A 23,729-nucleotide genomic window follows, 5' to 3' on the forward strand; every position below is an offset into this window, starting at 1 on the left:
AGGGCACGGGATTTGATACCTGACGGGCTGGCAGGTAAAGTCGCACGGGTGAAACGTTGAGCAGGGGCGTTGAAACATTTTCGAACGAGCCCGCTTTATGTTTCATCTTCTTTATGAAAACAACATCTTGTCGCCTGCCAGCGTGCGGGCGGCCGTCAGGGCGTAGCCATGGCTGCGCCATTTCTTTGCAGTGCAAACAGGGCAGGAGTAAAGGGGATTTATGGAACACAAACCATCCTTGGTGGGCGGGGCATGCATCATTGCCGGCGTCTGTGTGGGGGCCGGCATGCTGGGCTTGCCGAGTGCCGGGGCGGGTGCCTGGACCCTCTGGTCCCTGCTTGCGGTGGCGCTGACCATGGTGGTGATGACGGTATCGGGCTGGATGCTGCTCGAATCCTACAAGGGCTATCCGCTGCGCGTCTCCTTCGACACCGTGACCCGGGATCTGCTGGGGGAGAAGATCAATGCCCTCAACAACCTGAGCGTTTACTTCGTCGGTGGCATCCTGCTCTACGCCTACATTACCTCGTCCGGCCTCATCATCCAGGAGATGACGGGGATCGGCAGCCACGGCGCCTCAGTACTGTTCACCCTGGTCTTCTCGGCCCTGGTGTGGCACTCCACCCGGGCGGTGGATCGCATCTCGGTGCTGCTCATCATCCTGATGATGCTGAGCTTCGCCTTCGGCATCTCGGGTCTGTCGATGAAGATTAGCCCCGAGCTGCTGTTTGACCGGATGAGCGAGCACGCCAGCTACGCCCCTTACGCCCTCGGCATGCTGCCGGTGGCGCTCACCTCGTTCGGCTATCACCACTCGGTGTCGTCGATGCGCGCCTATTATGGCGAGGAGCGCCGTGCCAGCCGCGCCATTCTGGGAGGGACCGTTATCGCCCTGGCCTTCTACACCGTCTGGTTGCTGAGCGTGTTCGGCAATCTGCCGCGTAGCGAGTTCGGCCCGGTGATCGAACAGGGCGGCAACGTAGACGCCCTGCTCAAGGCGCTCGGCTCGGTGATCGAGTCCAAAGCGGTGGCAAGCGCCCTCAACGCCTTCTCCATGGCGGCCATCCTCTCCTCCTTCATCGGGGTGGGGCTCGGGGTGTTCGACTACCTGGCGGACCTGTTCAAGTTTGACAACAGCCGCGGTGGCCGCGCCAAGTCCTGGGCGGTGACCTTCCTGCCGCCGCTGGTGCTCTCGCTGCTGTTCCCGTTCGGCTTCCTGGTGGCCATCGGCTATGCGGGCGCCGTGGCCACCCTGTGGACTTGCATCATTCCGCCTCTGCTGGCGTGGAAGGTGCGCGCTGGCAAGGGTCAACAAGGGGGCAAGCACGAGGGCTTCCGTGCCCCGGGCGGCATCGTCATGATCGCCCTGGTGATCCTGTTTGGTGTGCTGACCGCCGCCTTCCACCTGCTCAATATGGCGGGATTGCTGCCTGCCTATACCGGCTAGGTCACGGACATGGAAAGAGAAAAACGGCGCCTGCGGGCGCCGTTTTTTATGGCTTAAGCACAGCAGGCCGGTTACTGGATGCTGACTGACAGGGTGTGGGGCACCTGCTCGCCGCGGCGGGCGGAGGCGCGCATCTGATAGACCTGGATCAGGTATTTGCCCGAGGTGGGCAGGGCCGATTGCCACTGACCATTGCCATCATTGCGACCCAGCGCCTCGGCCTGACCCGGGATGGCACCGGGAGCAAAGACATTGAAGTTGGCGTTGCTGCTGCCGCCGATCTTGACCGTCATGGTCTGGCCCGCCTTGGCAACCAGGGTGTAGTGGATGGTGTCGTAACCGGAGAAGTTGCCTTTTACCTGGGCGCTGTGGGCTCCCTTGGCAAACTGCACCGGTACCGTAGTGATTTTGTCGGCGGCCTGCACCCCGGCGGCCATGGTTACGACCAGCAATGCGGCCGTGATTGCTCGTTTCATCTTGGCTCCTTATGGATGTGGCCCTGTCACCCAGGCAGAGCCGCCCTGACAAGATATGACTAAATCGGCGAGCTGCCTATACGCGCCGCAGCGGTTCTCGCTTTGTTTTGGTTTTGTTTTGGGACACCCACCTATGGAAGATATTGGGATTCCTGTTTCGGGACATCCACCTTGGGGGAAGATGAATAACCAGAAGAGGCGCGTTTGCAGGTTGGCTGATTTGAGGGTCGCTGAGCATGGAACATCATCGGGGAGAGCGGCGACAGATAGGATCGATTGGTTGAAGTACGGGAAAGGGCTACTCGGCGGCAAGGGGTTATTGTGCCTCGGTGCGGGCACGAGGCTGGTGTCAGAAGTTCATCAAGGTGTACACCAAGCTGATGTCATAAATGGGGTTGGTAACATCGGGTCTGGCCGCAATGCTCGGCATAACGTTGGCAGCAGACTCTGTCACCAACCGCCCGGATGCCGTGGCGTCGAAACAGAGTGACCTGTCCCAACCATTGCTCCTCATGCATACCCAGGCGTTGCAAGACGGGGGCAAGATGATGCGGGATATGGCCACACTTATCCAGGCGGATCGCGCGTCCTGTCCAGTCCACCAGGGTCAGGTAGTCGGCAAAACTGCAGGGAAGGGCTTCATTGCCTTCCTTGGCAAAAGGCAACAGCAATGGGGTCGGATTGACGGGATCCGCTGTCTGTTCAATTCGTTGTTGGATGCTGGTGAAATGGCTCTCTTCCGGCGTAGTGGCAATGCCGGCCCGAATGGGGTTGAGGTCAACATAGGCCATGCAGGCCAACACCGCCGACTCTGTGAGCAGGGCCTGGCTCTTGAAGCGCCCCTCCCAGAAGTGGCCTTTGCAACCGTCCTCCTGATTGGCCTGGCGGGCCAGCGACTCATTCAGCAGGCGCACCAGCCAGCTGATGGAATAGAGGCGCTCTCGCCACTGACCTATCAGCTGGTGCACCACGTCCAACTCGGGCTCTATCAGTTCATCACCCTGATACCAGCGCCTTACCAGCAAGGGCCACTGAAACAGGCGAGCCCAGCGCTCTGCCACTTCCCGCTCGCTCCACTTATTGGCAATATCGGCCTGCACCTTGAGCACCAGATGATAGTGATTACTCATCACGGCATAGGCGCATATACCGATGGCAAAGACCTGCGACAGCTGGCCCAGTTTGTCGGCAACCCATTGGCGCCTGTGTTCGTAGCTTTGGCCGGAGTGCTCATCCTGACCGCAGAGAAAGGCCCGCCGGACACAGCGGCTGACCACATGGTAGTAAGGCGTATCGGCGAGGCTGATCTGGCGTGAACGGGCGATGGTCATGGCAACGTCCTCAGCAGTGATATATCAAGCCAAGCAGCCAGCTATGTGGTTGTCAAAGAGATGGGTGTCCCAGCTTTTAGAGGTTTTGATTGTGGTTGTTGCCGTGTAACCGTGTCGGCCAACCGGAGGGTGGAATTAGGCTGGCCGTTATGGCGGGAGAATCCATTTACGCGAACGTCCGATTACGCCTGACGGCTAATCGAACCTACAGACTAATTGAATCTACGGGTTTCGTGAGATCTCACTCAATTTATAAGTGAGATCTTCTATACAATTAAACAATTCTTTGTTAATTAGGTGTGGCTTTATATGTTTGGATGTTTTAGTAATCACGTTGAATATATAGGTTGTATCGTACTTCCGAATGGAAGGGATTTTAATCAGTATTATACTCGAGACAGGCTAACTAATGCTAGTGAGTTTGGTATGGATGTATTCAGGTATTTTGTTAACGCAATCGAGTCAATGAATAATATTATTGATTATATTTATTTTGATAACTATGACGAGCTTGTTGAACGTGTGACGTTGAAAGATTTTAGAACTGGCATCCTACATAAACATCTCTTTATGTCTGAATTAAATGATTTAGCAAATGCCTATAAACATAGTGTTAGAGCAGCAACAAAGGATAAAAAAACAATTATAAATAAGGGTAAAATAAAAGCGGCAGACATGAATATGGTAGAAATAAAGACAGAACTTACCATCTCGGCGGCGAAAACCTCATCAACAACTAAAATAACATCACACTTTAGGGTGGAATATTACGATATTTTTCTAGAGAATTTTGAATATTGGTTAGAGTATTTTATGACTGGAAATAGAAATGCCAAGTTAAGATCTATTTTAGATGTGGGTCTCGGTAAATAGTTCTTGAGGTGATGGATTGCTCTGTTTTCATCTACTCCTGCACGTTAAAATTGCGCACGGTATTTTTTTCAAATTTGTAGCCTCCCCTAAAACATAAATAAAGTAATCTCTCTAAAACAGAATAATACAAAAAAACGGCGCCTTACGGCGCCGCTTTTAATATCACTTACCCGACCAACATCACTGCAGCAGGGAGATATCCGCCACTTGCAGGAACAGGTTGCGCAGGTTGTTCAGCAGCGCCAGACGGTTGGCCTTGAGGGCTTCGTCGTCGGCCATCACCATCACTTCGTTGAAGAAGGTATCGACCGGCTCGCGCAGGGCGGCCAGACGGGTGAGGGCAGCCTGATAGTCACCGGCGGCGAACAGCGGGGCCAGCTCGGATTGCAGTGCTGCAACCTGGGTGGCCAGCGCCTTCTCGGCAGCATCGACCAGCAGTTCCGGTTTGACGGCAGTCGGCAGTTCGCCTTCGACCTTGGCCAGAATGTTGCTCACGCGCTTGTTGGCGGCAGCCAGTGCCAGGGCGGCATCCAGCGTGCGGAAGTGGCTGACGGCCTTGACGCGACGATCGAAGTCGAGCGGACGGGTCGGGCGGCGGGCCAGTACGGCCAGCACCACGTCGGCACCGATGCCTTCGTCCTGATAGGCGGCACGGAAGCGGCCCAGCATAAAGTCGACCACGTCGGTGACGACGGTTTTGTTGGTCAGCTTGTCGCCGTAGACGCGTACCGCTTCTTCAACCAGTTCAACCAGATCCAGATCCAGCTGCTTCTCGGTCATGATGCGCAGGGCACCGATGGCGGCGCGACGCAGGGCGAACGGGTCCTTGTCACCCTTCGGCAGCATGCCGATGCCGAAGATGCCGGCCAGGGTGTCGAACTTGTCGGCCAGCGCGACGGCGCAGGCAACCAGACCGGACGGCAGGGCATCACCGGCAAAGCGCGGCATGTACTGCTCGTTGAGGGCCACGGCAACCGCTTCGTCTTCGCCATCGTGACGGGCGTAGTGCATCCCCATGACACCCTGGGTGTCGGTGAACTCGCCGACCATGTTGGTCATCAGATCACACTTGGAGAGCAGACCGGCACGCTTGGCCTGAGCCACATCGGCGCCGATACGCTCGGCGATAAAGCCGGCGACGGTTTCGATACGCTCGACCTTGGCCTTGACGGTGCCCAGCTGTTGCTGGAACAGCACGGTTTCAAGGCGCGGTAGGCGGGAGGCCAGGGTCTGCTTGAGGTCGGTCTTGAAGAAGAACTCGGCGTCAGAGAGACGGGGGCGAACCACCTTCTCGTTGCCGCTGATGATCTGGCTCGGGTCTTTGGACTCGATGTTGGTGACGAAGATGAACTTCGGCAGCAGCTTGCCGTTCTTGTCGTAGACCGGGAAGTACTTCTGGTCACCCTTCATGGTGTGCACCAGCGCTTCGGCCGGCACGGCCAGGAACTTCTCTTCGAAGTTGGCGGTCAGCACCACAGGCCACTCGACCAGGGCGGTCACTTCTTCCAGCAGGGCGTCGTCCAGATCGGCCACGCCACCGAAGGCGGCAGCGGCCGCTTCGGCGTCAGCTTTGATCTTGGCCTTGCGCGCCATGAAGTCGGCAATCACCATGCCGCGCTCCTGCAGGATCTGCGGGTACTGGCTGGCGTTGTCGATGGTGAACTCGCTCTCACCCATGAAGCGGTGACCGCGGATGGTGCGGGCAGAGTCGATACCCAGAATGTGAGCGGGGACCAGCTCGCCATCCAGCAGCAGGGTCACGGTAAAGACCGGACGCACGAACTGGATGGTCTTGTCGCCCCAGCGCATCATTTTCGGGATGGGCAGCTTGGCCAGAGCAGAGGCAACCAGTTCGCCCAACAACTCTTTGGCCGGACGGCCTTCGACCTTGGCGGTGTGAACCAGCCACTCGCCCTTGTCGGTGACCAGACGCTCGGCCTGCTCAACGGTGATGCCGTTGCCACGGGCCCAGCCTTCGGCGGCCTTGGTCGGCTTGCCTTCGGCATCGAACGCCTGGGCCACGGCCGGGCCGCGCTTCTCGACGCTCTTGCTCGGCTGTTCGCCAGCCAGTGCGTGCACCTTCAACGCCAGACGGCGCGGGGAGGCAAACCACTCGACGTCGCCAAAGGCTAGATCGGCCTTGGTCAGCTCGGCTTTGAAGTTGTCGGCAAAGGCTTCGGCCAGGGAGCGCAGGGCTTTGGGCGGCAGCTCAGCAGTACCGATCTCTACCAGAAATGTATGTTGTGCCATGTCCGTTCCTTAACCTTGCTTGTTCTCACTGCGCTGACACATAGGGAAGCCCAGCGCTTCGCGGGAGGCGTAGTATGCCTCTGCCACGGCCTTGGTCAGGGTGCGAATGCGCAGGATGTAGCGCTGACGCTCGGTGACCGAGATGGCCTTGCGGGCATCCAGCAGGTTGAAGGAGTGAGCGGCTTTGAGGATGCGCTCGTAGGCAGGCAGCGGCAGCGGTTTTTCCAGTGCCAGCAGATTCTGGGCTTCCTTCTCGTACTGCTCGAAGCAGTGGAACAGGAACTCCACATCGGCGTGTTCGAAGTTGTAGGTGGATTGCTCCACTTCGTTCTGGTGGAACACGTCGCCGTAGGTGGTCTTGCCCAGCGGGCCGTCAGACCAGACCAGGTCGTAGACGCTGTCGACGCCCTGAATGTACATGGCCAGACGCTCGAGACCGTAGGTGATCTCGCCGGTCACCGGCTTGCACTCGAGGCCGCCAACCTGCTGGAAGTAGGTGAACTGGGTCACTTCCATGCCGTTCAGCCACACTTCCCAACCCAGGCCCCAGGCACCCAGCGTCGGGTTTTCCCAGTTGTCTTCCACGAAGCGGATGTCGTGGATCTCGGGATCCATGCCCAGCTCTTTCAGGGAGCCCAGATAGAGTTCCTGAATGTTGTCGGGGGAAGGCTTGATGATCACCTGGAACTGGTAATAGTGCTGCAGGCGGTTCGGGTTTTCACCGTAGCGGCCGTCAGTCGGACGGCGGGACGGTTGCACGTAGGCGCAGGCGATGGGCTCGGGGCCCAAGGCGCGCAGGCAGGTCATGGGGTGAGAAGTACCGGCACCCACTTCCATATCCAGCGGCTGAATGATGGTACAGCCCTGGCGGGACCAATAGTCCTGCAGCTGCAGGATCAGGCCCTGAAAGGTTTTGACATCGAATTTTTGCATAATTTTTTTCGCGCGAAATGAAATCAGAGCAAGATTTGCTGAATGTGAACCGAAGGAGTATACCGTCTGGCATGGTCGGATAATAGGCGAAATTACAGCGGATTAATGTGATGGCGCTGCGCCGGGCCTGGGCGGGAGGGGTTGTGGGCACTCCCACGCCCGGGTTGGCATCGACCCCGGGGATTGGATGAAATGACAGGAGAGAGGGAATGGAGTTGCGTTGCGCCTGGGTGACCAAAGACCCGGAATACATCGAATACCATGACAAGCAGTGGGGAAGGCCGGTCCATGACTCGCGCGAGCTGTTTGCCAAGCTCTGCCTCGACGGCCAGCAGGCGGGGCTGTCGTGGATCACCATCCTGAAGCGCACCGAGAGCTACCATCGCGCCTATGCCGATTTCGATCCGGTGCGCATCGCGCAGTTCGACGAGCAGGATGTGGAACGGCTGATGCAGGATACCGGCATCATCCGCAACCGGCTCAAGGTGCAGTCGATCATCAAAAACGCCCGCGCCTATCTGGCGCTGGAGGCCGAAGGCATCGACTTTGTCGATTATCTGTGGGGCTTTGTCGGCGGCGCCCCCATCGTCAACCAGCGCCAGGGCAACGGCGACATTCCGGCGACCTCGCCGGAGTCGGATGCCATGTCGAAGGCGCTCAAGAAGCGCGGCTTCACCTTCGTCGGCAGCACCATCTGCTACGCCTTCATGCAGGCGGTGGGGATGGTGAACGATCATCTGGTGACCTGCCCCTGTCACGCCGAGTGCCAGCAGGTGATGAGGCCAGCTGATCAGGTCCGCGGGTAGCCAGCCGCGTGGTGGCCTCACTCGGTTTAGCATAAAAAACCAGCACTCTCGTCAGCCGTTCAGGTCTGCGTCAGACAATGGCGCGATGGCACGCTACAATCCGGCCCCCGGCATGGTGCCGGATTGTTTTTACAGAGGTTTTTTCCATGCGAGCCAAGATTCTGGTGCCAGCTCTGGCGCTGACCGTTGCCCTGAGCGGCTGTACTACCAACCCCTATACCGGTGAATCCCAGACTTCCAAGGGCGCCTGGGGCGCGCTGGCGGGTGCGGCGGCCGGGGCGGCCGTGGGGGCACTCTCCTCCAGCAAGGGCGATCGCAAGAAGGGCATTCTGACCGGCGTGGCCGCCGGCGCCGCCTTGGGCGGTGGTATCGGTTACTACATGGACGTGCAGGAGGCCAAGCTGCGCGAGAAGTTGCAGGGCACTGGCGTCAGCGTGACCCGCAACGGTGATCAGCTGATCCTCAACATGCCGAACAACGTCACCTTCGACAGCTCCAGCGCCCAGCTGAAAGCGGCCGGTGCCAACACCCTGTCCGGCGTGGCCATGGTGGTCTCCGAGTTCGACAAGACCCGCCTGAACGTGGTCGGTCACACCGACAGCACCGGCTCTCGCGAGCTGAATATGCGTCTCTCCCGCGAGCGCGCCGACGCCGTCGCCGCCCAGCTGATTGGCCAGGGCGTGAGCGGTAGCCGCATCTCCACCTACGGCGTGGGTCCGGATCAGCCGATCGCCACCAACAGCACGGCCGTAGGCAAGGCCCAGAACCGCCGGGTGACTATCACCCTGACCCCGATCGGTTAATCGGTCCGGTTGTCGTCTACGAAAAGGCCCCGCCAGCGATGGCGGGGCCTTTTGTTATCCAGTGGCCGGATGACTATGTATCGTCGGGGCCATGCCGTTTCGGGTCAGACCGCTGCAGTCAGCTGCACTTCCACCTTGTAGCCTTCGTGGGCCAGGCGGGCCTGGACGCAGGCGCGGACGGGGGCGGTACCTGCCGGGATCCAGGCATCCCACTGCTCGTTGAAGGCGGCGATGTCAGCGATATCTTTGAGATAGATGTTGGCCATCAGGATCTTGTCGACGCCGGAGCCGTTGGCTTCCAGCAGGCGTTGCAGGCTCTCAAGCACCTCGCGGGTCTGCTGGTGGATATCGGCCTCTTCGCTGGCAGGCACTTCCACCACATAGAGGGTGCCGTTATGGATGACCACGTCTGACCAACGCTGAGTAGTGCCGATACGGGTAATGGTTGTCATGGTGTGCTCCGGTGCAGGATTCACTGACCCTTGCGGATCAGATAGCGATAGGGGGCCTGTTCTGTCTCACTGGCGATCAGGGTGTGATCCATGAAGCGGCAGAAGCTGGGAATGTCGCGGGTGGTTGAGGGATCATCGGCGCTGACCAGCAGGGTCTCACCCTCGGCCATCAGGCGTACTTTTTTGCGCACCATCATCACGGGTTCCGGACAACGGAGCCCGATCGCGTCCAACTCATGGTTTGCATCGCAGAATAAATCACTCATCTCTTGTTAACCTTCAACCAATTCGGCTGCCAATGATACTCAGGGCTAAAAAATAAGCAAATTATCGGCCTTTTCTTGGCACATGTAACTGAAATGTTGTCACGGGCCTACCCACCTTGCGCCGGATGAGTAATATAAAAATTGCACCATATTCAACAAGGAGGTGAATATGCAAGTCTCCTACGGCAGATTGCAGGCCTACGCAGGCATGGGGTTCTTGTCTTTCGCCATGATAGTGATGGGCAGCCCGATCGGGAACACAGGCACCTGGTTCGGTTCTCTGGTGATGGTTGGATTGGGGCTCTGGATCGAGCTCAGCGATTACTACGACGAAGAAGATGAGGACGAGAACGATCAACCTTGAACCTGATGCAGGGTTCACCACAAAGGCGGAGCAACTCCGCCTTTGTCATTTCCGCCGTCCGGTGGCTTATCAGCGGGTCGAGCGCATGGCCCGCTCCAGATGTTGCGCCGTCAGCTGCGGGTTGGCTCTGGGGTCGTTGAAGAAGTTGCTCAGCACATCGAAGATTGCCTGGCGCATGTTGGTGGAGGTGGCCATCCCCTCCGCCATGCTGGGCAGCAGGTTGTGCTGTTTCTCGGCTTGCAGGAAGTCCTGATAGGAGCGCACGGCGCAGCGATCGAACTTGCTCATGTCCGGGTTGACCAGTGCCGGGATCGAACCCTTGACCCGGTTGAACTCCTGCTGGAAGGAGGGAGTCATCAGCAGGCTGGCCAGCTCGCCCTGGGCCTGCAGCTGGGCAGGATCCCGCTGCTTGAACATGGCGATGGAGTCCAGATTGTAGCTGAACAGTCCCTCGCTACCCGGGCTTGGCAGGCAGGCCACGTCCTCGCCAGGCCGGTAGTTGCCGGCGCTCAGTTCCCCCTTGACCCAGTCCCCCATCACTTGCATGGCGGCGCCACCGCTCTCCAGCAGGTTGGTGGCCTGGTGCCACTTCAGTCCGGCGTATTTCTCCGGCACATAGGCGCGCAGCTGCTGGAAGCGGGTCAACACCTTCACCATCACGGGGCCGGTCAGGGTGTCATTGTCCTGTTCGATAAAGGCCTTGCGGTAGAACTCCTTGCCCCCTTCACCGAGCGCCACCGTTTCGAACAGTACCGCCAGCTGCCAGGGTTCGTTGCCAATGGCCAGCGGGGTGATCCCGCGCTTTTTGAGCCGTTCGGCGACCGCCACGAACTGGGCCCAGTCGGTAGGCGGGGTGAGCTGGTACTTGTCGAAAATCTTGTGGTTGAGCCACAGCCAGTTGACCCGGTGGATGCCGGTGGGCACCGCCATCAGGGCGCCGTTCTGGCTGAGGGTCTCCCGCACCATGGGGGGCATGCTGTCATACCAGCCGAGGTGCTCGGCCATGGGGGAGAGATCGCGCAGGAAGCCGAGACCGGCCCACTCCTTGAGCTCGAATCCCTTGAGGTGGGCCGCCTCCGGCGGATTGGCTGCCAGCGCCCGGCTTTTCAGCACCGTCATGGCGCTCTTGCCACCACCACCCTGCACCGCGAAGTCGTTCCATTCGTTGCCCTTGGCGATCCACTCGGATTTGAGCACCTCGACTGCTTTTGCCTCGCCCCCGGATGTCCACCAGTGCAGCACCTCCACCTGGGAAGCGCTGGCAGAACCGGACAACAGAGCAAATAGGGTGAGGGGAAGCCACTTCATGGGAGTACTACCTTGGCAGGGAGAGTGTGGCCTGCAGGCCACCTTGCGGACGATTTTCCAGCACCAGATCGCCGCCGTGGGCATGGGCGATGTTTCGGGCAATGCCGAGCCCGAGGCCGGTCCCGGCCTGATCCGTGCTGAGTCGGTAATAGGGCTCGAAGATGCGTTCGAACTGATCTTCCGGCAGGCCGGGGCCCTCATCCATGATGAAGAGGATCAGCATCTCCTCGTCGTCCATGATGATGATGCGCACCTTCTGGCCATATTTGATGCCGTTGTCCACCAGGTTGCCGATGCAGCGCTTGAGGGCCAGCAGCTTGCCGCGATAGGGCCACTTGCAGTGCCCTTCTATGGTCAGTCGCTCGTCGTGCAGGTTCATCGACTCGGCCATCTGCTCCAGCAGGGCGTTGATGTCGATCTCTTCGATGTTCTCGTGGATGTCGGTCTCTTTTACCGTCTGCAGCGCCCCCTTGACCATCAGCTCCAGCTCGTCGAGATCCTTGTTGAACTTGCCGATCTGGACTTCGTCGTCGAGCAGCTCGACCCGCAACCGCAGCCGGGTGATGGGGGTCTTGAGGTCGTGGGAGATGGAGCTGAACAACCGCTCCCGATCATCGATATAGCGCCGGATGCGGTGCTGCATGATGTTGAAGGCGCGGGTGGCGGCGACGATCTCGGAGGCGCCTTCCTCCCGAAGGGGTGGCTGGTCGATATCCTTGCCGAGGTTGACCGCCGCCTTGGCGAGGCGGCGCAGGGGCCGGGTCTGCCAGCGCACCAGCATGAAGGTAAAGAAGCAGAGGAACACCGTCATCAGGGCGATGAAGCGCACCTGGTTGCTCGGCATGACGGTGTCATCCAGCGTCATGTAAGGGGCCGGCAGCAGGGCGGCCAGATAGAGCCACTCGCCCGGCTCTATCTCGATCTGGGTCACCAGCACCGGCGGGTTGATGGGTTCCAGCGACAGGGTATAGCGGGCCCAGGAGGAGGGGAGATCCGCCAGCAGGGTGTCGTTGTTGAAGACGTGGAGATCCTCGGGCCGGGAGAAATCCACCTTGATCGCCATGGCGTCGGAGAGCTTGCGGCTCAGCACCCCCTCGACCTCCTGCAGCACCAGCATCTTGCGTTCGCTGTCCGGAATGGCGCTGATGTGGATCTCCTCCTCGTTCAGGGAAACGAAGAAGCGGCTGCCCCCCATGTTGCGCAGCTGGTCCAGGGCGATGTGGCGATACTGCAGCGGCAGCGACTTGAAGAAGTTGACGGTGGAGGCGGCCGATAGCGCCAGGTTGCGGGTGGTGCTGAGCATCCCCTCCAGCTCCCGCTTCTGGATCTGTTGCATCCAGATGCCGGTGAGAATGGTTTGGGAGAGCAGGATCGCCAGCAGCAACAGCAGCAGCATCCGCGATAGCAGGGAGCGGGGCACCAGTATCCCCCAGGACCATTTATTGGTCATGGCCGTTCGTGCCTGTGGTCGATCAGCATGCTGTTGCTACCTGTCTGCTCGTCATGGGAGCTCGTGAACCTCGGCGATCAGCATGTAGCCGCTGCCGCGAATGGTCTTGATGATGCGCGGGCTCTTGCCGTTGTCACCCAGCTTCTGGCGCAGTCGGCTGATCTGTACGTCGATGCCGCGCTCCATCGGCAGGCTCTCGCGACCGCGAGTGGCGTCCGAGATGGTATCCCGGTCCAGCACCACGCCGGGCTGCTGCAGGAACATGCCGAGCAGCATGGCATCGCTGCCGGAGAGATCCAGCAGGCTGCCATCTTCGTGAGTCAGCTGGTGGCTCAGGGTATCCAGGGTCCACTCGGCGAAGCGCAGCCGACGGCTCGGCTCCTTCTCTTTCTCCGGCTGGCGAAATTCGGCGCGGCGCAGCAGCGCCTTGATGCGGGCCTGCAGCTCGCGCGGGCTGAACGGCTTGGCGATGTAGTCGTCGGCACCGAGTTCCAGCCCGATCACCCGGTCAGCCTCGTCGGAGGCGGCGGTCAGCATGATGATGGGGACCTGAGAGTCGCGACGGATCTGCTGGCAGAGGGTAAAACCGTCGTCGCCAGGCATCATGATATCGAGAATGATGAGGTCCGGGCTGTGCTGGGCGAGCTGCTGACGCATCTCGTTGCCCTCCGCTGCGGTCAATACCTCGAAGCCAGCCCTGGTCAGGTATTCATTGAGCAGCTCGCGGATCTCTTGGTCGTCGTCGACGATCAGCAGTTGTTTGCTCGTTGACATATGTATGTGCATCCACCCATTTTTTTGTGCAGATTGAACCTGTCGGGGGAGCAAAAAGCAAGCAAGCCCCCCATCTAATGTGAGGTTATGGGCAATATCCTCCCATATCCTGCCGTGCAAATAAAAAAGGCCGACCCAAACGGGCCGGCCAAGACGCAGATGCTGACGACAGAAGTGCACCCCGTGTGGCGCACTCCACAGACTCGATGGCGGGGCAGTCTGACCGGCCCGGCGGACCGGTCCGGGGGATACAGTTACACTCGCTCGAACACGGTGGCGATGCCCTGACCCAGGCCGATGCACATGGTGGCCACGCCCAGGGTCGCGTCCTTCTCCTCCATCAGATTGATCAGGGTGGTGGAGATGCGGGCACCGGAGCAGCCCAGGGGGTGACCCAGGGCGATGGCGCCGCCGTTCAGGTTCACCTTCTCGTCCACCAGGTCTTGCAGACCCAGATCCTTCACGCAGGGGAGGGACTGGGCGGCAAACGCCTCGTTCAGCTCGAACAGATCGATGTCGCCGACGGTTAGACCGGCTCGCTTGAGCGCCTTCTGGGTGGCCGGCACCGGGCCGTAACCCATGATGGCGGCGTCGCAGCCGGCGATGGCCATGGCACGTACCTTGGCGCGGGGCGTGAGGCCGAGGGCCTTGGCGCGGTCCGCACTCATCACCAGCATGGCGGCGGCGCCATCGGACAAGGCCGAGGAGGTGCCGGCGGTGACGGTGCCGTTGACCGGGTCGAACACTGGGCGCAGTTGGCTCAGCGTTTCGACCGTGGTCTCGGGGCGGATCACCTCGTCATAGTCGTAGAAGAAGCGGGTGCCGCTGGCGTCGTGCCCTTCCAGCCCGACGATCTCCTTGGCAAAACGCCCTTCCACGGTGGCGGCGTGAGCACGGCGGTGGGAGCGAGCGGCAAACTCGTCCTGCTGTTGACGGCTGATGCCGTGCAGCTTGCCGAGCATCTCGGCGGTCAGCCCCATCATGCCGGAGGCTTTCGCCACCGACTTGGCCATGCCGGGGTGGAAGTCCACCCCGTGGCTCATGGGCACATGACCCATGTGCTCGACGCCGCCGATGATGAAGATGTCGCCGTCACCCACCTGGATGGCGCGAGAGGCGTCGTGCAGCGCCTGCATGGAGGACCCGCACAGGCGGTTGACGGTAACCGCCCCCACCTGTTTCGGGATGCCGGCCAGCAGGGCGGCATTGCGGGCAATGTTGAAGCCCTGCTCCAGGGTCTGCTGCACGCAGCCCCAGTAGATATCCTCGATCTCGTTCGGGTCGAGGTTGGGGTTGCGCAGCAGGATGGATTTCATCAGGTGCGCGGACAAGTCTTCTGCACGCACGTTGCGGAAGGCGCCGCCCTTGGACCGGCCCATCGGGGTCCGGATACAGTCGACAATGACTACGTCTTTCATGAATGGATCTCCTTTCCGCAATCAGTAGAAGGTTTTGCCCTGGGCGGCCATCTCACGCAGCTTGTCACTGACGCGATAGAGCGGGCCCAAGTCGGCATACTGGTCGGCCATGGCCACGTAGCGATCCAGACCAATGGTGTCCAGATAGCGGAACACGCCGCCGCGGAAGGGAGGGAAGCCCAGACCGTAGACCAGCGCGATGTCGGCTTCGGCTGGCGTGGCGACTATGCCCTCTTCCAGACAGAGCACCACCTCGTTGATCATCGGGATCATCATGCGGGCGATGATGGCGTCCTTGTCGAAATCCTGTTTCGGCTTGGCAATCGGGGCCAGCAGCTCGTAGCTGGCGGCGTCGGCCACCTTCTTCGGCTTGCCCTTCTTGTCGGCCTCGTAGGCGTAGAAGCCCTTGCCATTTTTCTGACCGAAGCGGCTCGCCTCGTACATCACGTCGATGGCGGTACGGCCCTCCTTGGTCATGCGGGCCGGGAAGCCCTGCGCCATCACATCACCGGCATGGTGGCCGGTGTCGATGCCGACCACGTCCAGCAGGTAGGCGGGGCCCATGGGCCAGCCGAACTCCTTCTCCATCACCTTGTCGACGGCGGCGAAGTCGGCGCCATCGGCGACCAGCTTGTTGAAGCCGAAGAAGTAGGGGAAGAGCACCCGGTTGACGAAGAAGCCCGGGCAGTCGTTGACTACGACCGGGGACTTGCCCATGGCGGCAGCGTAGGCCACCACGCGGTTGATGGTTTCATCGGAGGTCTGCTCGCCGCGGATGATCTCCACCAGCGGCATGCGGTGCACCGGGTTGAAGAAGTGCATGCCGCAGAAGTTCTCTGGGCGCTTCAGGCTCTTGGCCAGCAGGGAGATGGGGATGGTGGAGGTGTTGCTGGCGAGCACGGCGTCTTCGCCGATCACGCCTTCCACTTCACTCAGCACGGCCGCCTTCACTTTCGGGTTCTCGACCACGGCCTCGACCACTACGTCCACATGCTTGACGTTGTCATAGCTGAGGGTCGGGGTGATGGCGGAGAGCACCTGGCCCATCTTGATGCCGTCGATGCGACCGCGCTCGAGCTGGCCGTTGAGCAGCTTGGTGGCTTCGCCCATGCCAAGTGCCAGCGCCTTCTCGTTGATGTCCTTCATCACCGCCGGGATGCCCTTGCTGGCGGACTGGTAGGCGATGCCGCCCCCCATGATGCCGGCACCCAGCACGGCGGCATGGCCGGTGGCCTTGTTTGCCTGCTTGGCGGCCTTCTTGGCCAGCGCCTTGATGTGCTGATCGTTGAGGAAGATGCCGACCAGCGCCTTGGCTACGTCGGTTTTGGCCAGCTTGATGAAGGTGGCGGCTTCGGCGGCCAGCGCGTCGTCACGGCCCATGCCGGCGGCGGCTTCCACCGTCTTCACGGCGGCCATCGGCGCCGGATAGTGTTTGCCCGCCACGGCGGCAACCATGCCGGCGGCGGTGGTGAAGCTCATCATGGCTTCCAGTTTGGAGAGGCGCAGCGGGGCCTTCTTGACGGCGCGGCGGCCCTGCCAGTCCAGCTTGCCCGCGATGGCGTCCCTGATCATCTGCACGGCGGCGCTCTGCAGCGCGTCGGGGGCGACCACGGCATCGATGGCACCCACCTTGAGGGCGTCATCGGCACGGTAATCCTTGCCGGTGGTGATCCATTCCAGTGCGTTGTCGGCGCCGATCACTCGCGGCAGACGGACGGTGCCGCCAAAGCCGGGCATGATGCCGAGCTTGGTCTCGGGCAGGCCGATCTTGGCCGTGGTGTCGGCCAGCCGGAAGTCGGTGGAGAGAATGGTCTCGCAGCCGCCGCCCAGGGCGTGGCCCTTGATGGCGGAGAGGGTCGGCACCGGCAGATCTTCGATGGCGTTGAAGATGTCGTTGGCCTTTTTCAGCCAGCCGAGCAGATCTTCCTGCGGCAAATCGAACAGTTCCAGGAATTCGGTGATATCGGCGCCGACGATGAAGGCGTCTTTGCCGGAGGTGAGGATCAGACCTTTTAGTTCACGTTCTTGTTGTAATGCGGCGATCGCTTCGCTCAGGGAGAGCAGGGTGGTGCGATCCAGCTTGTTGACTGAACCCGGTGCGTCGAACCTGAGCTCGGCAATGCCGTCTTCCAGGTAGCTGACCGACAGGGTTTCGCCTTGGTAGATCATGAGAGTGTCTCCTTGTTCCCACACAGTGGGGCGTGGTGCTCCTTTATCCCCAGCAGGGGGCGAGGCTCACTATTGATCCAAAAGGAGACATTTTCAACACCTATTTAAAACATTTGTTTAACAGTTTTTGTGGGGCGGCTCGCCATCACAAAACGGATAAAAATAGGCGCCTTGCGGCGCCTGTTGTGAACTGAGATTTTTGTCAGCTGGCCAACTCCGCCCGGTTGCGGTACTGGTTCAACACCTCGGGGTCGGCGAGGGCGTGGGTGTTGTTGACAGGCCGGTTGTGCACCACTTCCCGTACTGCCAGCTCCACTATCTTGCCGGACTTGGTGCGGGGGATGGCGTCTACCTGCAGGATGCGGGCGGGCACGTGACGGGCGGTGCAGTGCTGGCGGATCTGCTGGCGAATGCGCTCGCGCAGGGCATCATCCAGCTTGAGGCCAGCCCTGAGCTTGACGAACAGCACCACCCGCTCGTCCTGCTGCCACTGCTGGCCGATGACGATGCTCTCCTCCACCTCGTCGAGTTGCTCCACGTAGCGGTAGATCTCGCTGGTACCGATGCGCACGCCTCCCGGATTCAAGGTGGCGTCGGAGCGGCCATAGAAGAGGATGCCGCCGGTCGCGGTCAGCTCGATCCAGTCGCCGTGACACCAGATGTTGTCGAACCGCTCGAAGTAGGCGGCGTGGTATTTCTCGCCGCTCTCATCTCCCCAGAAGCCGATGGGCTGGGCCGGGAAGGGCTTGGTGCAGACCAGCTCGCCCTTTTCCCCCTGCACCGGCTGGCCCGCCTCGTTGAACACCTGCACAGCGAGGCCGAGGCCGCGCCCCTGGCTCTCGCCGCGATAGACGGGGCTGAGCGGGTTGCCGATGACGAAGCAGGAGCAGATGTCGGTGCCGCCGGAGATGGAGCACAGTTGTACATTTGTTTTTATCTGCTCATAGACGTAGTCGAACCCCTCCTGCGACAGCACGGAACCTGTGCTGCAGATAAGCCGCAACTGCGGCAACTTGTGGGTCTTGATGGGGGCATAACCCTGTTTGTGCAGCGCGTCGAGATACTTGGCGGAGGTGCCGAACAGGGCGACCTCTTCGTCGCGGGCGAGATCCCACAGCACGTTGCCGTCCGGGTAGAAGGGGGAGCCATCGTAGAGCACCAGGGTGGCGCCGGAGGCGAGCGCGCTCACCAACCAGTTCCACATCATCCAGCCGCAGGTGGTGAAGTAGAAGATACGCTCCCCCGGCTTGATGTCGCAGTGCAGCTGGTGTTCTTTCAGGTGTTGCAGCAGGGTGCCGCCGATGCCGTGCACGATGCACTTGGGCTTGCCGGTGGTGCCGGACGAATAGAGGATGTAGAGCGGATCGTTGAAGGCCATGGGCTCGAACTGCAGACCTGCATCCGGCTGACCGGCCAGGATCTGGCGCCAGTCGTGGCCAAGCTGCAATGAGTGGTTCAGCAGGGGGATCAGCACAGTCTGCTCTATGCTGTCGATCTGTCCGACGACGCCCGCCACCTTATCCTGAATGTCGATGGCCTTGCCGTTATAGCGATAGCCATCCACCGCAAACAGCACTCTGGGGCGGGTCTGGCCGAAGCGCTCCACCACACTGGCCTCGCCAAAATCCGGGCTGGTAGAGGTCCAGATCGCCCCCAGGCTGGTGGTCGCCAGCATGGCCACCACGGTTTCCGGAATATTGGGCAGATAGGCCGCTACTACATCGCCACGGCCTATGCCCTGGCTGCGCAGCCATTGGGCCAGCCGGGCCACCTGATCTGCCAGCTCGCGCCAGCTCAGGGTGCGACTGGCACCTCCTTCGATGCGAGAGATGATGGCCGGCGTATCATCCTGGCGGCGTAACAGGTTTTCGGCAAAGTTGAGCCGGCTGTCCGGGAACCAGCGGGTGCGCTGCATATCCTGGCGGTTCTCCGCCACTATGTTGCCGAGCTCCCCCTTGACGCCACAATGCTGCCACACCAGCGGCCAGAAGCGGGTCGTCTTTTCCACCGACCACTGATAGAGCTGGGGATAGTCCTGCAGCTGCAGGCCATGGAAGCGATTGACCTCGGCCATAAAGCGATAGAGGTTGGATTGCTGCATCCTGAGCGGATCCGGTTGCCACAGGCGGAGGTTGTCCATGAGTGATCCCTGACTTCATGTTATCTACCGGCAGTGTATTGAATTGTTCTTCATTTGTTAATTATTGGTTTCTTGTTGATAACAAACGTTTTGTAACGTATGCGTTACCTCACGAAGCGGCAGCGTGACGGGTCGAGCCTCACCGTGCATGATGTTATGCTGCAATCACATTCACCTCGGAGCAGGACGCCATGAGCAGCTACAGCCAACTTTTTGCCCAGCACCTCGATACCTTGCAGCAGCGTACCCGCGACATTCTGCAACAGCAGGGGCTCAGCGGGCTGGCCATCCACTCCGGCCAGACGCATCGCATCTTCCTCGACGATCAGGATTACCCCTTCAAGGTGAACCCGCACTTCAAGGCCTGGTTGCCGGTGCTGGACAATCCCCACTGCTGGTTGCTGGTGGACGGCGTGAGCAAGCCGGTGCTGCTGTTCTATCGTCCAGTGGATTTCTGGCACAAGGTAGCGGACTTGCCCAACGCCTTCTGGGTCGACTTCTTCGAGATTCGCTTCCTCACCCGACCTGAGCAGGTGGCGGATCATCTGCCTGCCGACAAGCAGGAGTGGGCCTATCTGGGCGGACATCTCGAGGTGGCCGGCTTGCTGGGGCTGACCCAGCCCAATCCGGAGGCGGTCCTCAACTACCTGCATTATCACCGCGCCTACAAGACGGACTACGAGCTGGAGTGCCTGCGTGAGGCGAACCGGATCGGGGTGCGCGGCCATATCGCAGCCAAGGACTCCTTCATGGCGGGGGCAAGCGAGTTCGAGATCAACCTGGCCTACATGAAGGCGGTCGGGCAGGGGGCCAATGAGGCGCCCTACGGCAATATCGTCGCCATCAACCGCAATGCAGCCATCCTGCACTACACCCACCTTTCCGCCCTGCGGGTGCCGGATGCCGAGCGTTACTCTTTCCTCATCGATGCCGGCGTCGACTTTCATGGCTATGCCTCCGACATTACCCGTACCTGGGCGTGGCGCCGTGGCGAGTTTGCCGACCTTATTGCCGCGCTGGATGTGCAGCAGCAGGAAATCATCAAGGAGATCAAGCCGGGTCGCCGTTACAGCGAGCTGCACCTGCTGATGCACCACAAGCTGGCGCGCCTGCTGCAGGCCACCGAGCTGGTGGACATGTCGGTGGACGAGATGATCAACACAGGGGTGACCAATGTCTTCTTCCCCCATGGCCTCGGTCACTTCCTCGGTCTGCAGGTGCACGATGCCGGTGGCTTCATGCAGGACGAACGTGGCACCCATCTGGCGGCGCCCGAGCTGTTCCCCTATCTGCGCTGTACCCGGGTGATGGAGGTGGGCCAGGTGTTCACTATCGAACCGGGGCTCTACTTTATCGACACCCTGCTGGAGCCGCTGCGCCAAGGCGAACAGGGCAAACGAGTCAACTGGAACAAGGTGGAAGCGCTGCGCCCGTTTGGTGGCATCCGCATCGAAGATAACGTGGTGCTGCATGCCGACGGGGTGGAGAACATGACCAGACAAGCAGGGCTCTGATGGCGGTTGCCTATTCCATCCCGGCTGCACCGCTGGAGCTCAGCGAAGAGATCAAGAAGAGCCGCTTCATCACCCTGATCGCCCATACCCCGACGGTGGAGGCCGCCAAGGCGTGGGTGAACGAGGTCAAACGACAACACCCAGCGGCCCGTCACCACTGCTGGGCCTTTGTGGCGGGCGACCCGCAAGACAGCCAAGTCTATGGCTTCAGCGATGATGGTGAGCCCTCGGGGACGGCGGGCAAACCTATCCTGGCCCAGCTGATGGGTTCCGGTCTTGGCGAGATCTGCGCCGTGGTGGTGCGCTATTACGGCGGGATCCAGCTTGGCACCGGCGGTCTGGTCAAGGCCTATGGCGGTGGCGTCGGAGCCGCCCTCAAGCAGCTGACCACATTATTCAAGGTACCGCGCACCCCTTCTATCATCCACTGCGATTACGGTGATATGGGGGTGGTCGAAGCTCTGGTTGGCAACTATGGTGGCGAGGTGCTGGCGGCCGAGTATGGTCAACAGGTCTCCCTGCAGGTGGCCTGGGAATCGTCCGTCTGGGCTCAGGTCGCTCGGGAATTGACCGATCGGACTCATGGGCGGGTATCCCTTGGCCCCTTAGATGGCTAGAATCCATCGCTCTTTGATTATTGATAGGGAGCAGGAATGCACATCCTGAGCATTATCCGCATTGTTGGCCTGCTGGTGGCGCTGTTCAGCTCGACCATGTTGTTGCCAGCGCTGGTGGCGTTTGGCTATCGGGATGGGGGCGGTTCTGAATTTGTCAGTGCCTTTGTGATTGCCCTGCTGCTCGGGGTGGCACTCTGGTTTCCCAATCGTCATCACAAGCGGGAATTGGGTTCCAGAGAGGGGTTCCTCATCGTGGTGCTGTTCTGGACCGTACTTGGCAGCGTCGGTGCCTTGCCCTTTATGCTGGGTGACGTGCCTGACATGTCGGTTTCAGAGGCCTTTTTCGAATCCTTTTCCGGGTTGACGACCACAGGGGCAACTGTGCTGACCGGGCTAGATGAGCTGCCCAAGGCGTTCCTGTTCTATCGCCAGCTGCTGCAATGGCTGGGAGGCATGGGGATCATCGTGCTGGCGGTTGCCATACTGCCGCTGCTCGGTATCGGTGGCATGCAGCTCTACCGTGCCGAGATCCCGGGGCCAGTCAAGGACAACAAGGTGACCCCGCGTATCGCCGAGACGGCCAAGGCGCTCTGGTACATCTACCTGTTCATCACCACTGTCTGTGCCTTGGCATTCTGGGTGGCAGGAATGACGTTGTTCGATGCCATCTGCCACTCCTTTGCCACCGTGGCGATCGGTGGATTCTCGACCCACGATGCCAGCATGGGCTACTTCAACAGCTCGACCATCAACCTCATCACGGTGATCTTTCTGTTGATCGCTGGGGTGAATTTCACTCTGCACTTTGCGGCCTTCACCCATCGGCCATTGCGGATCGGGGTCTATCTGCGGGATCCCGAAGTGAAGGTCTTCCTTGCCATCCAGCTGGCTTTGACACTCGTCTGCTTCCTGGTGTTGATGGCACACGGCAACTACGACAACTGGAAGGAAACCCTGGACCATGCGCTGTTCCAGTCGGTCTCCATCGCTACGACGGCTGGCTTCAGTACGGCAGGATTTTCCGAATGGCCGCTGTTCCTGCCGGTACTGCTGATGTTCTCCTCGTTTGTGGGGGGCTGCGCCGGGAGTACCGGCGGCGGGATCAAGGTGGTGCGTCTGATGTTGCTGCATCTGCAGGGGGTGAGGGAGCTCAAGCGTCTGATCCACCCGAGGGCTGTCTATCGCATCAAGCTGGGCAACAAGGCGCTGTCCGAGCGAGTCATTGAGGCCGTGTGGGGGTTCTTTGCCGCCTACGCCATCATCTTCATTTTGTGTATGTTGGGGTTGATGGCGACGGGCATGGATGAACTCACTGCATTTTCAGCCGTCGTGGCGACTCTCAACAACCTGGGGCCGGGCTTGGGGGCGGTGGCGCCTCACTTCGCTGATACCAGTGAAACCGCCAAATGGATAATGATCCTGGCTATGTTGTTTGGCCGATTGGAAATTTTTACGCTTCTGGTACTGTTTACTCCTGCATTCTGGCGTAGCTGAGGTTGTTATGGACAAGATTCTGGTGCTTTATTCTTCTCGGGATGGCCAAACCCGTAAAATTATTGATGTCATGCTGGAAGAGATGCCGGGATGCGATGTAGTGATGCATGATTTGCACACCTTGCCGATGTGCAACCTCAGCAAGTACAAGAAGGTGCTGATCGGCGCATCTATCCGCTATGGTCATTTTCATCCCAGCCTGCTCAGCTTTATTCATGCCCATGAAGAGCAGCTGGAAGTGGCCAATGCCGCCTTCTTCTGCGTCAACCTGACCGCCCGCAAGCCCGAGAAGCAGACGCCGCAGACCAACGCCTATATGAAGAAGTTCTTGCGCCTCTCTCCCTGGAAGCCAAAGACCCTGGGGGTATTTGCCGGAGCGCTGCAGTATTCCCGCTACAACTGGTGGCAGACCCGCATCATTCAGCTGATCATGAAGATCACCGGTGGCAGCACGGATACCAGTAAAGACATCGAGTTTACCGATTGGGAAAAAGTACGGGCATTTGCCCGGGAATTCTGGGCAAAAAGATAGCAACCGAATATTTTGATCGATGCCTTGGCATACAAAAGCCCCGTGATAACGGGGCTTTTGTTTAATAAAAAAGCGGTTGGCACTAAAAACTGCAAAAAGTGTCATTTTTTGCAGTTTTCCCCTTGTCATCCCGGCGCGGTTCCCTATAATGCGCCCTCACCAGCACGGCGGTTCACGCCAACCTGATGAGCCAGCTTCACTAAGAAGCCGGCGCCGAAAGAAAAGCGAAAACAATCGCTTGACTTTCGAAGTGAGAGGCGTAATATGCGCTTCCTCAACGCGACAAGCGTAGCGCTCTTTAACAATTTGAAT

The 23,729-nt window shown here is 60.0% G+C and carries 21 protein-coding genes; 9 read left to right on the plus strand and 12 right to left on the minus strand.

Annotation, left to right across the window (positions count from 1 at the left end; genetic code table 11):
* Positions 1-220: 220 nt before the first annotated feature.
* Entirely contained in the window at positions 221-1,447 is a 1,227-nt protein-coding gene (locus BN1123_RS11370) for an aromatic amino acid transporter (protein WP_042027089.1), read from the plus strand.
* A gap of 71 nt (positions 1,448-1,518) precedes the next feature.
* Here the strand turns inward: BN1123_RS11370 and BN1123_RS11375 are convergent, their stop codons facing one another.
* A complete protein-coding gene (locus BN1123_RS11375) occupies positions 1,519-1,923 on the minus strand; it encodes a g-type lysozyme inhibitor (protein ID WP_042027091.1) in 405 nt (134 codons plus the stop codon).
* 383 nt (positions 1,924-2,306) lie between these two features.
* The gene (locus tag BN1123_RS11380; RefSeq protein WP_042027093.1) at positions 2,307-3,254 is read right to left on the minus strand and encodes a transposase; all 948 of its coding nucleotides are present in this window, start codon (positions 3,252-3,254) and stop codon (positions 2,307-2,309) included.
* Positions 3,255-3,563: 309 nt separating this feature from the next.
* Here BN1123_RS11380 and BN1123_RS11385 point away from each other — a divergent pair, with 309 nt between their 5' ends.
* Positions 3,564-4,127: a hypothetical protein gene (locus tag BN1123_RS11385; protein ID WP_156130554.1), complete on the plus strand. Its 564-nt coding sequence runs from the start codon at positions 3,564-3,566 to the stop codon at positions 4,125-4,127.
* Between the two features lie 180 nt (positions 4,128-4,307).
* Here the strand turns inward: BN1123_RS11385 and glyS are convergent, their stop codons facing one another.
* Both glyS and glyQ read right to left on the minus strand, forming a co-directional pair.
* On the minus strand, positions 4,308-6,377 hold the full coding sequence (glyS, locus tag BN1123_RS11390) for a glycine--tRNA ligase subunit beta (protein ID WP_042027095.1): 2,070 nt from the start codon (positions 6,375-6,377) through the stop codon (positions 4,308-4,310).
* A 9-nt stretch (positions 6,378-6,386) separates the two neighbouring features.
* A complete protein-coding gene (gene glyQ / locus BN1123_RS11395) occupies positions 6,387-7,310 on the minus strand; it encodes a glycine--tRNA ligase subunit alpha (RefSeq protein WP_005339464.1) in 924 nt (307 codons plus the stop codon).
* 209 nt (positions 7,311-7,519) lie between these two features.
* Here glyQ and BN1123_RS11400 point away from each other — a divergent pair, with 209 nt between their 5' ends.
* Both BN1123_RS11400 and BN1123_RS11405 read left to right on the plus strand, forming a co-directional pair.
* Positions 7,520-8,116 (plus strand): DNA-3-methyladenine glycosylase I, encoded by a 597-nt coding sequence (locus tag BN1123_RS11400; protein WP_042027096.1) that lies wholly within the window; start codon positions 7,520-7,522, stop codon positions 8,114-8,116.
* Between the two features lie 146 nt (positions 8,117-8,262).
* Positions 8,263-8,919 (plus strand): OmpA family lipoprotein, encoded by a 657-nt coding sequence (locus tag BN1123_RS11405; protein ID WP_042027097.1) that lies wholly within the window; start codon positions 8,263-8,265, stop codon positions 8,917-8,919.
* 104 nt (positions 8,920-9,023) lie between these two features.
* Here BN1123_RS11405 and BN1123_RS11410 read toward each other — a convergent pair whose 3' ends face one another.
* Positions 9,024-9,371, minus strand: a complete 348-nt coding sequence (locus tag BN1123_RS11410) for a RidA family protein (protein ID WP_042027098.1) — start codon at positions 9,369-9,371, stop codon at positions 9,024-9,026.
* Between the two features lie 20 nt (positions 9,372-9,391).
* Complete coding sequence (gene tusA / locus BN1123_RS11415) at positions 9,392-9,637, minus strand: sulfurtransferase TusA (protein ID WP_026456802.1); 246 nt, start codon at positions 9,635-9,637, stop codon at positions 9,392-9,394.
* A 169-nt stretch (positions 9,638-9,806) separates the two neighbouring features.
* On the opposite strand from tusA, the gene BN1123_RS11420 reads away from it, so the two are divergent.
* Complete coding sequence (locus BN1123_RS11420) at positions 9,807-10,001, plus strand: hypothetical protein (protein ID WP_042027100.1); 195 nt, start codon at positions 9,807-9,809, stop codon at positions 9,999-10,001.
* Between the two features lie 69 nt (positions 10,002-10,070).
* Here the strand turns inward: BN1123_RS11420 and BN1123_RS11425 are convergent, their stop codons facing one another.
* The 6 genes from BN1123_RS11425 to BN1123_RS11450 form a co-directional block, all read right to left on the minus strand.
* Entirely contained in the window at positions 10,071-11,309 is a 1,239-nt protein-coding gene (locus tag BN1123_RS11425) for an ABC transporter substrate-binding protein (RefSeq protein ID WP_042027101.1), read from the minus strand.
* A gap of 7 nt (positions 11,310-11,316) precedes the next feature.
* Positions 11,317-12,759: an ATP-binding protein gene (locus tag BN1123_RS11430; RefSeq protein ID WP_042027102.1), complete on the minus strand. Its 1,443-nt coding sequence runs from the start codon at positions 12,757-12,759 to the stop codon at positions 11,317-11,319.
* A 51-nt stretch (positions 12,760-12,810) separates the two neighbouring features.
* Positions 12,811-13,533 carry a response regulator gene (locus BN1123_RS11435; protein WP_042027104.1) on the minus strand — a complete coding sequence of 241 codons (723 nt, stop codon included), beginning with the start codon at positions 13,531-13,533 and terminating at the stop codon, positions 12,811-12,813.
* A gap of 254 nt (positions 13,534-13,787) precedes the next feature.
* The gene (fadA, locus tag BN1123_RS11440; protein WP_042027106.1) at positions 13,788-14,951 is read right to left on the minus strand and encodes an acetyl-CoA C-acyltransferase FadA; all 1,164 of its coding nucleotides are present in this window, start codon (positions 14,949-14,951) and stop codon (positions 13,788-13,790) included.
* Positions 14,952-14,972: 21 nt separating this feature from the next.
* Positions 14,973-17,120 carry a fatty acid oxidation complex subunit alpha FadB gene (gene fadB, locus BN1123_RS11445; protein ID WP_042027107.1) on the minus strand — a complete coding sequence of 716 codons (2,148 nt, stop codon included), beginning with the start codon at positions 17,118-17,120 and terminating at the stop codon, positions 14,973-14,975.
* 202 nt (positions 17,121-17,322) lie between these two features.
* Positions 17,323-19,260, minus strand: coding sequence for an acetoacetate--CoA ligase (locus tag BN1123_RS11450; protein WP_042027108.1), 1,938 nt, complete (start codon positions 19,258-19,260; stop codon positions 17,323-17,325).
* A gap of 191 nt (positions 19,261-19,451) precedes the next feature.
* Here BN1123_RS11450 and pepQ point away from each other — a divergent pair, with 191 nt between their 5' ends.
* From pepQ to hemG, 4 genes are read left to right on the plus strand one after another with little or no spacing between them, the layout of a single operon-like run.
* Positions 19,452-20,774, plus strand: a complete 1,323-nt coding sequence (pepQ, locus tag BN1123_RS11455) for a Xaa-Pro dipeptidase (RefSeq protein WP_042027109.1) — start codon at positions 19,452-19,454, stop codon at positions 20,772-20,774.
* Complete coding sequence (locus tag BN1123_RS11460) at positions 20,774-21,391, plus strand: YigZ family protein (RefSeq protein WP_042027110.1); 618 nt, start codon at positions 20,774-20,776, stop codon at positions 21,389-21,391. The genes pepQ and BN1123_RS11460 overlap by 1 nt, the downstream gene beginning before the upstream one ends.
* 36 nt (positions 21,392-21,427) lie before the next feature.
* On the plus strand, positions 21,428-22,885 hold the full coding sequence (locus tag BN1123_RS11465; RefSeq protein WP_042027111.1) for a TrkH family potassium uptake protein: 1,458 nt from the start codon (positions 21,428-21,430) through the stop codon (positions 22,883-22,885).
* A gap of 7 nt (positions 22,886-22,892) precedes the next feature.
* The gene (gene hemG / locus BN1123_RS11470) at positions 22,893-23,417 is read left to right on the plus strand and encodes a menaquinone-dependent protoporphyrinogen IX dehydrogenase (protein ID WP_042027112.1); all 525 of its coding nucleotides are present in this window, start codon (positions 22,893-22,895) and stop codon (positions 23,415-23,417) included.
* Positions 23,418-23,729: the final 312 nt, after the last annotated feature.

The organism is Aeromonas enteropelogenes, from assembly GCF_000819845.1.
GTDB lineage: Bacteria > Pseudomonadota > Gammaproteobacteria > Enterobacterales > Aeromonadaceae > Aeromonas > Aeromonas enteropelogenes.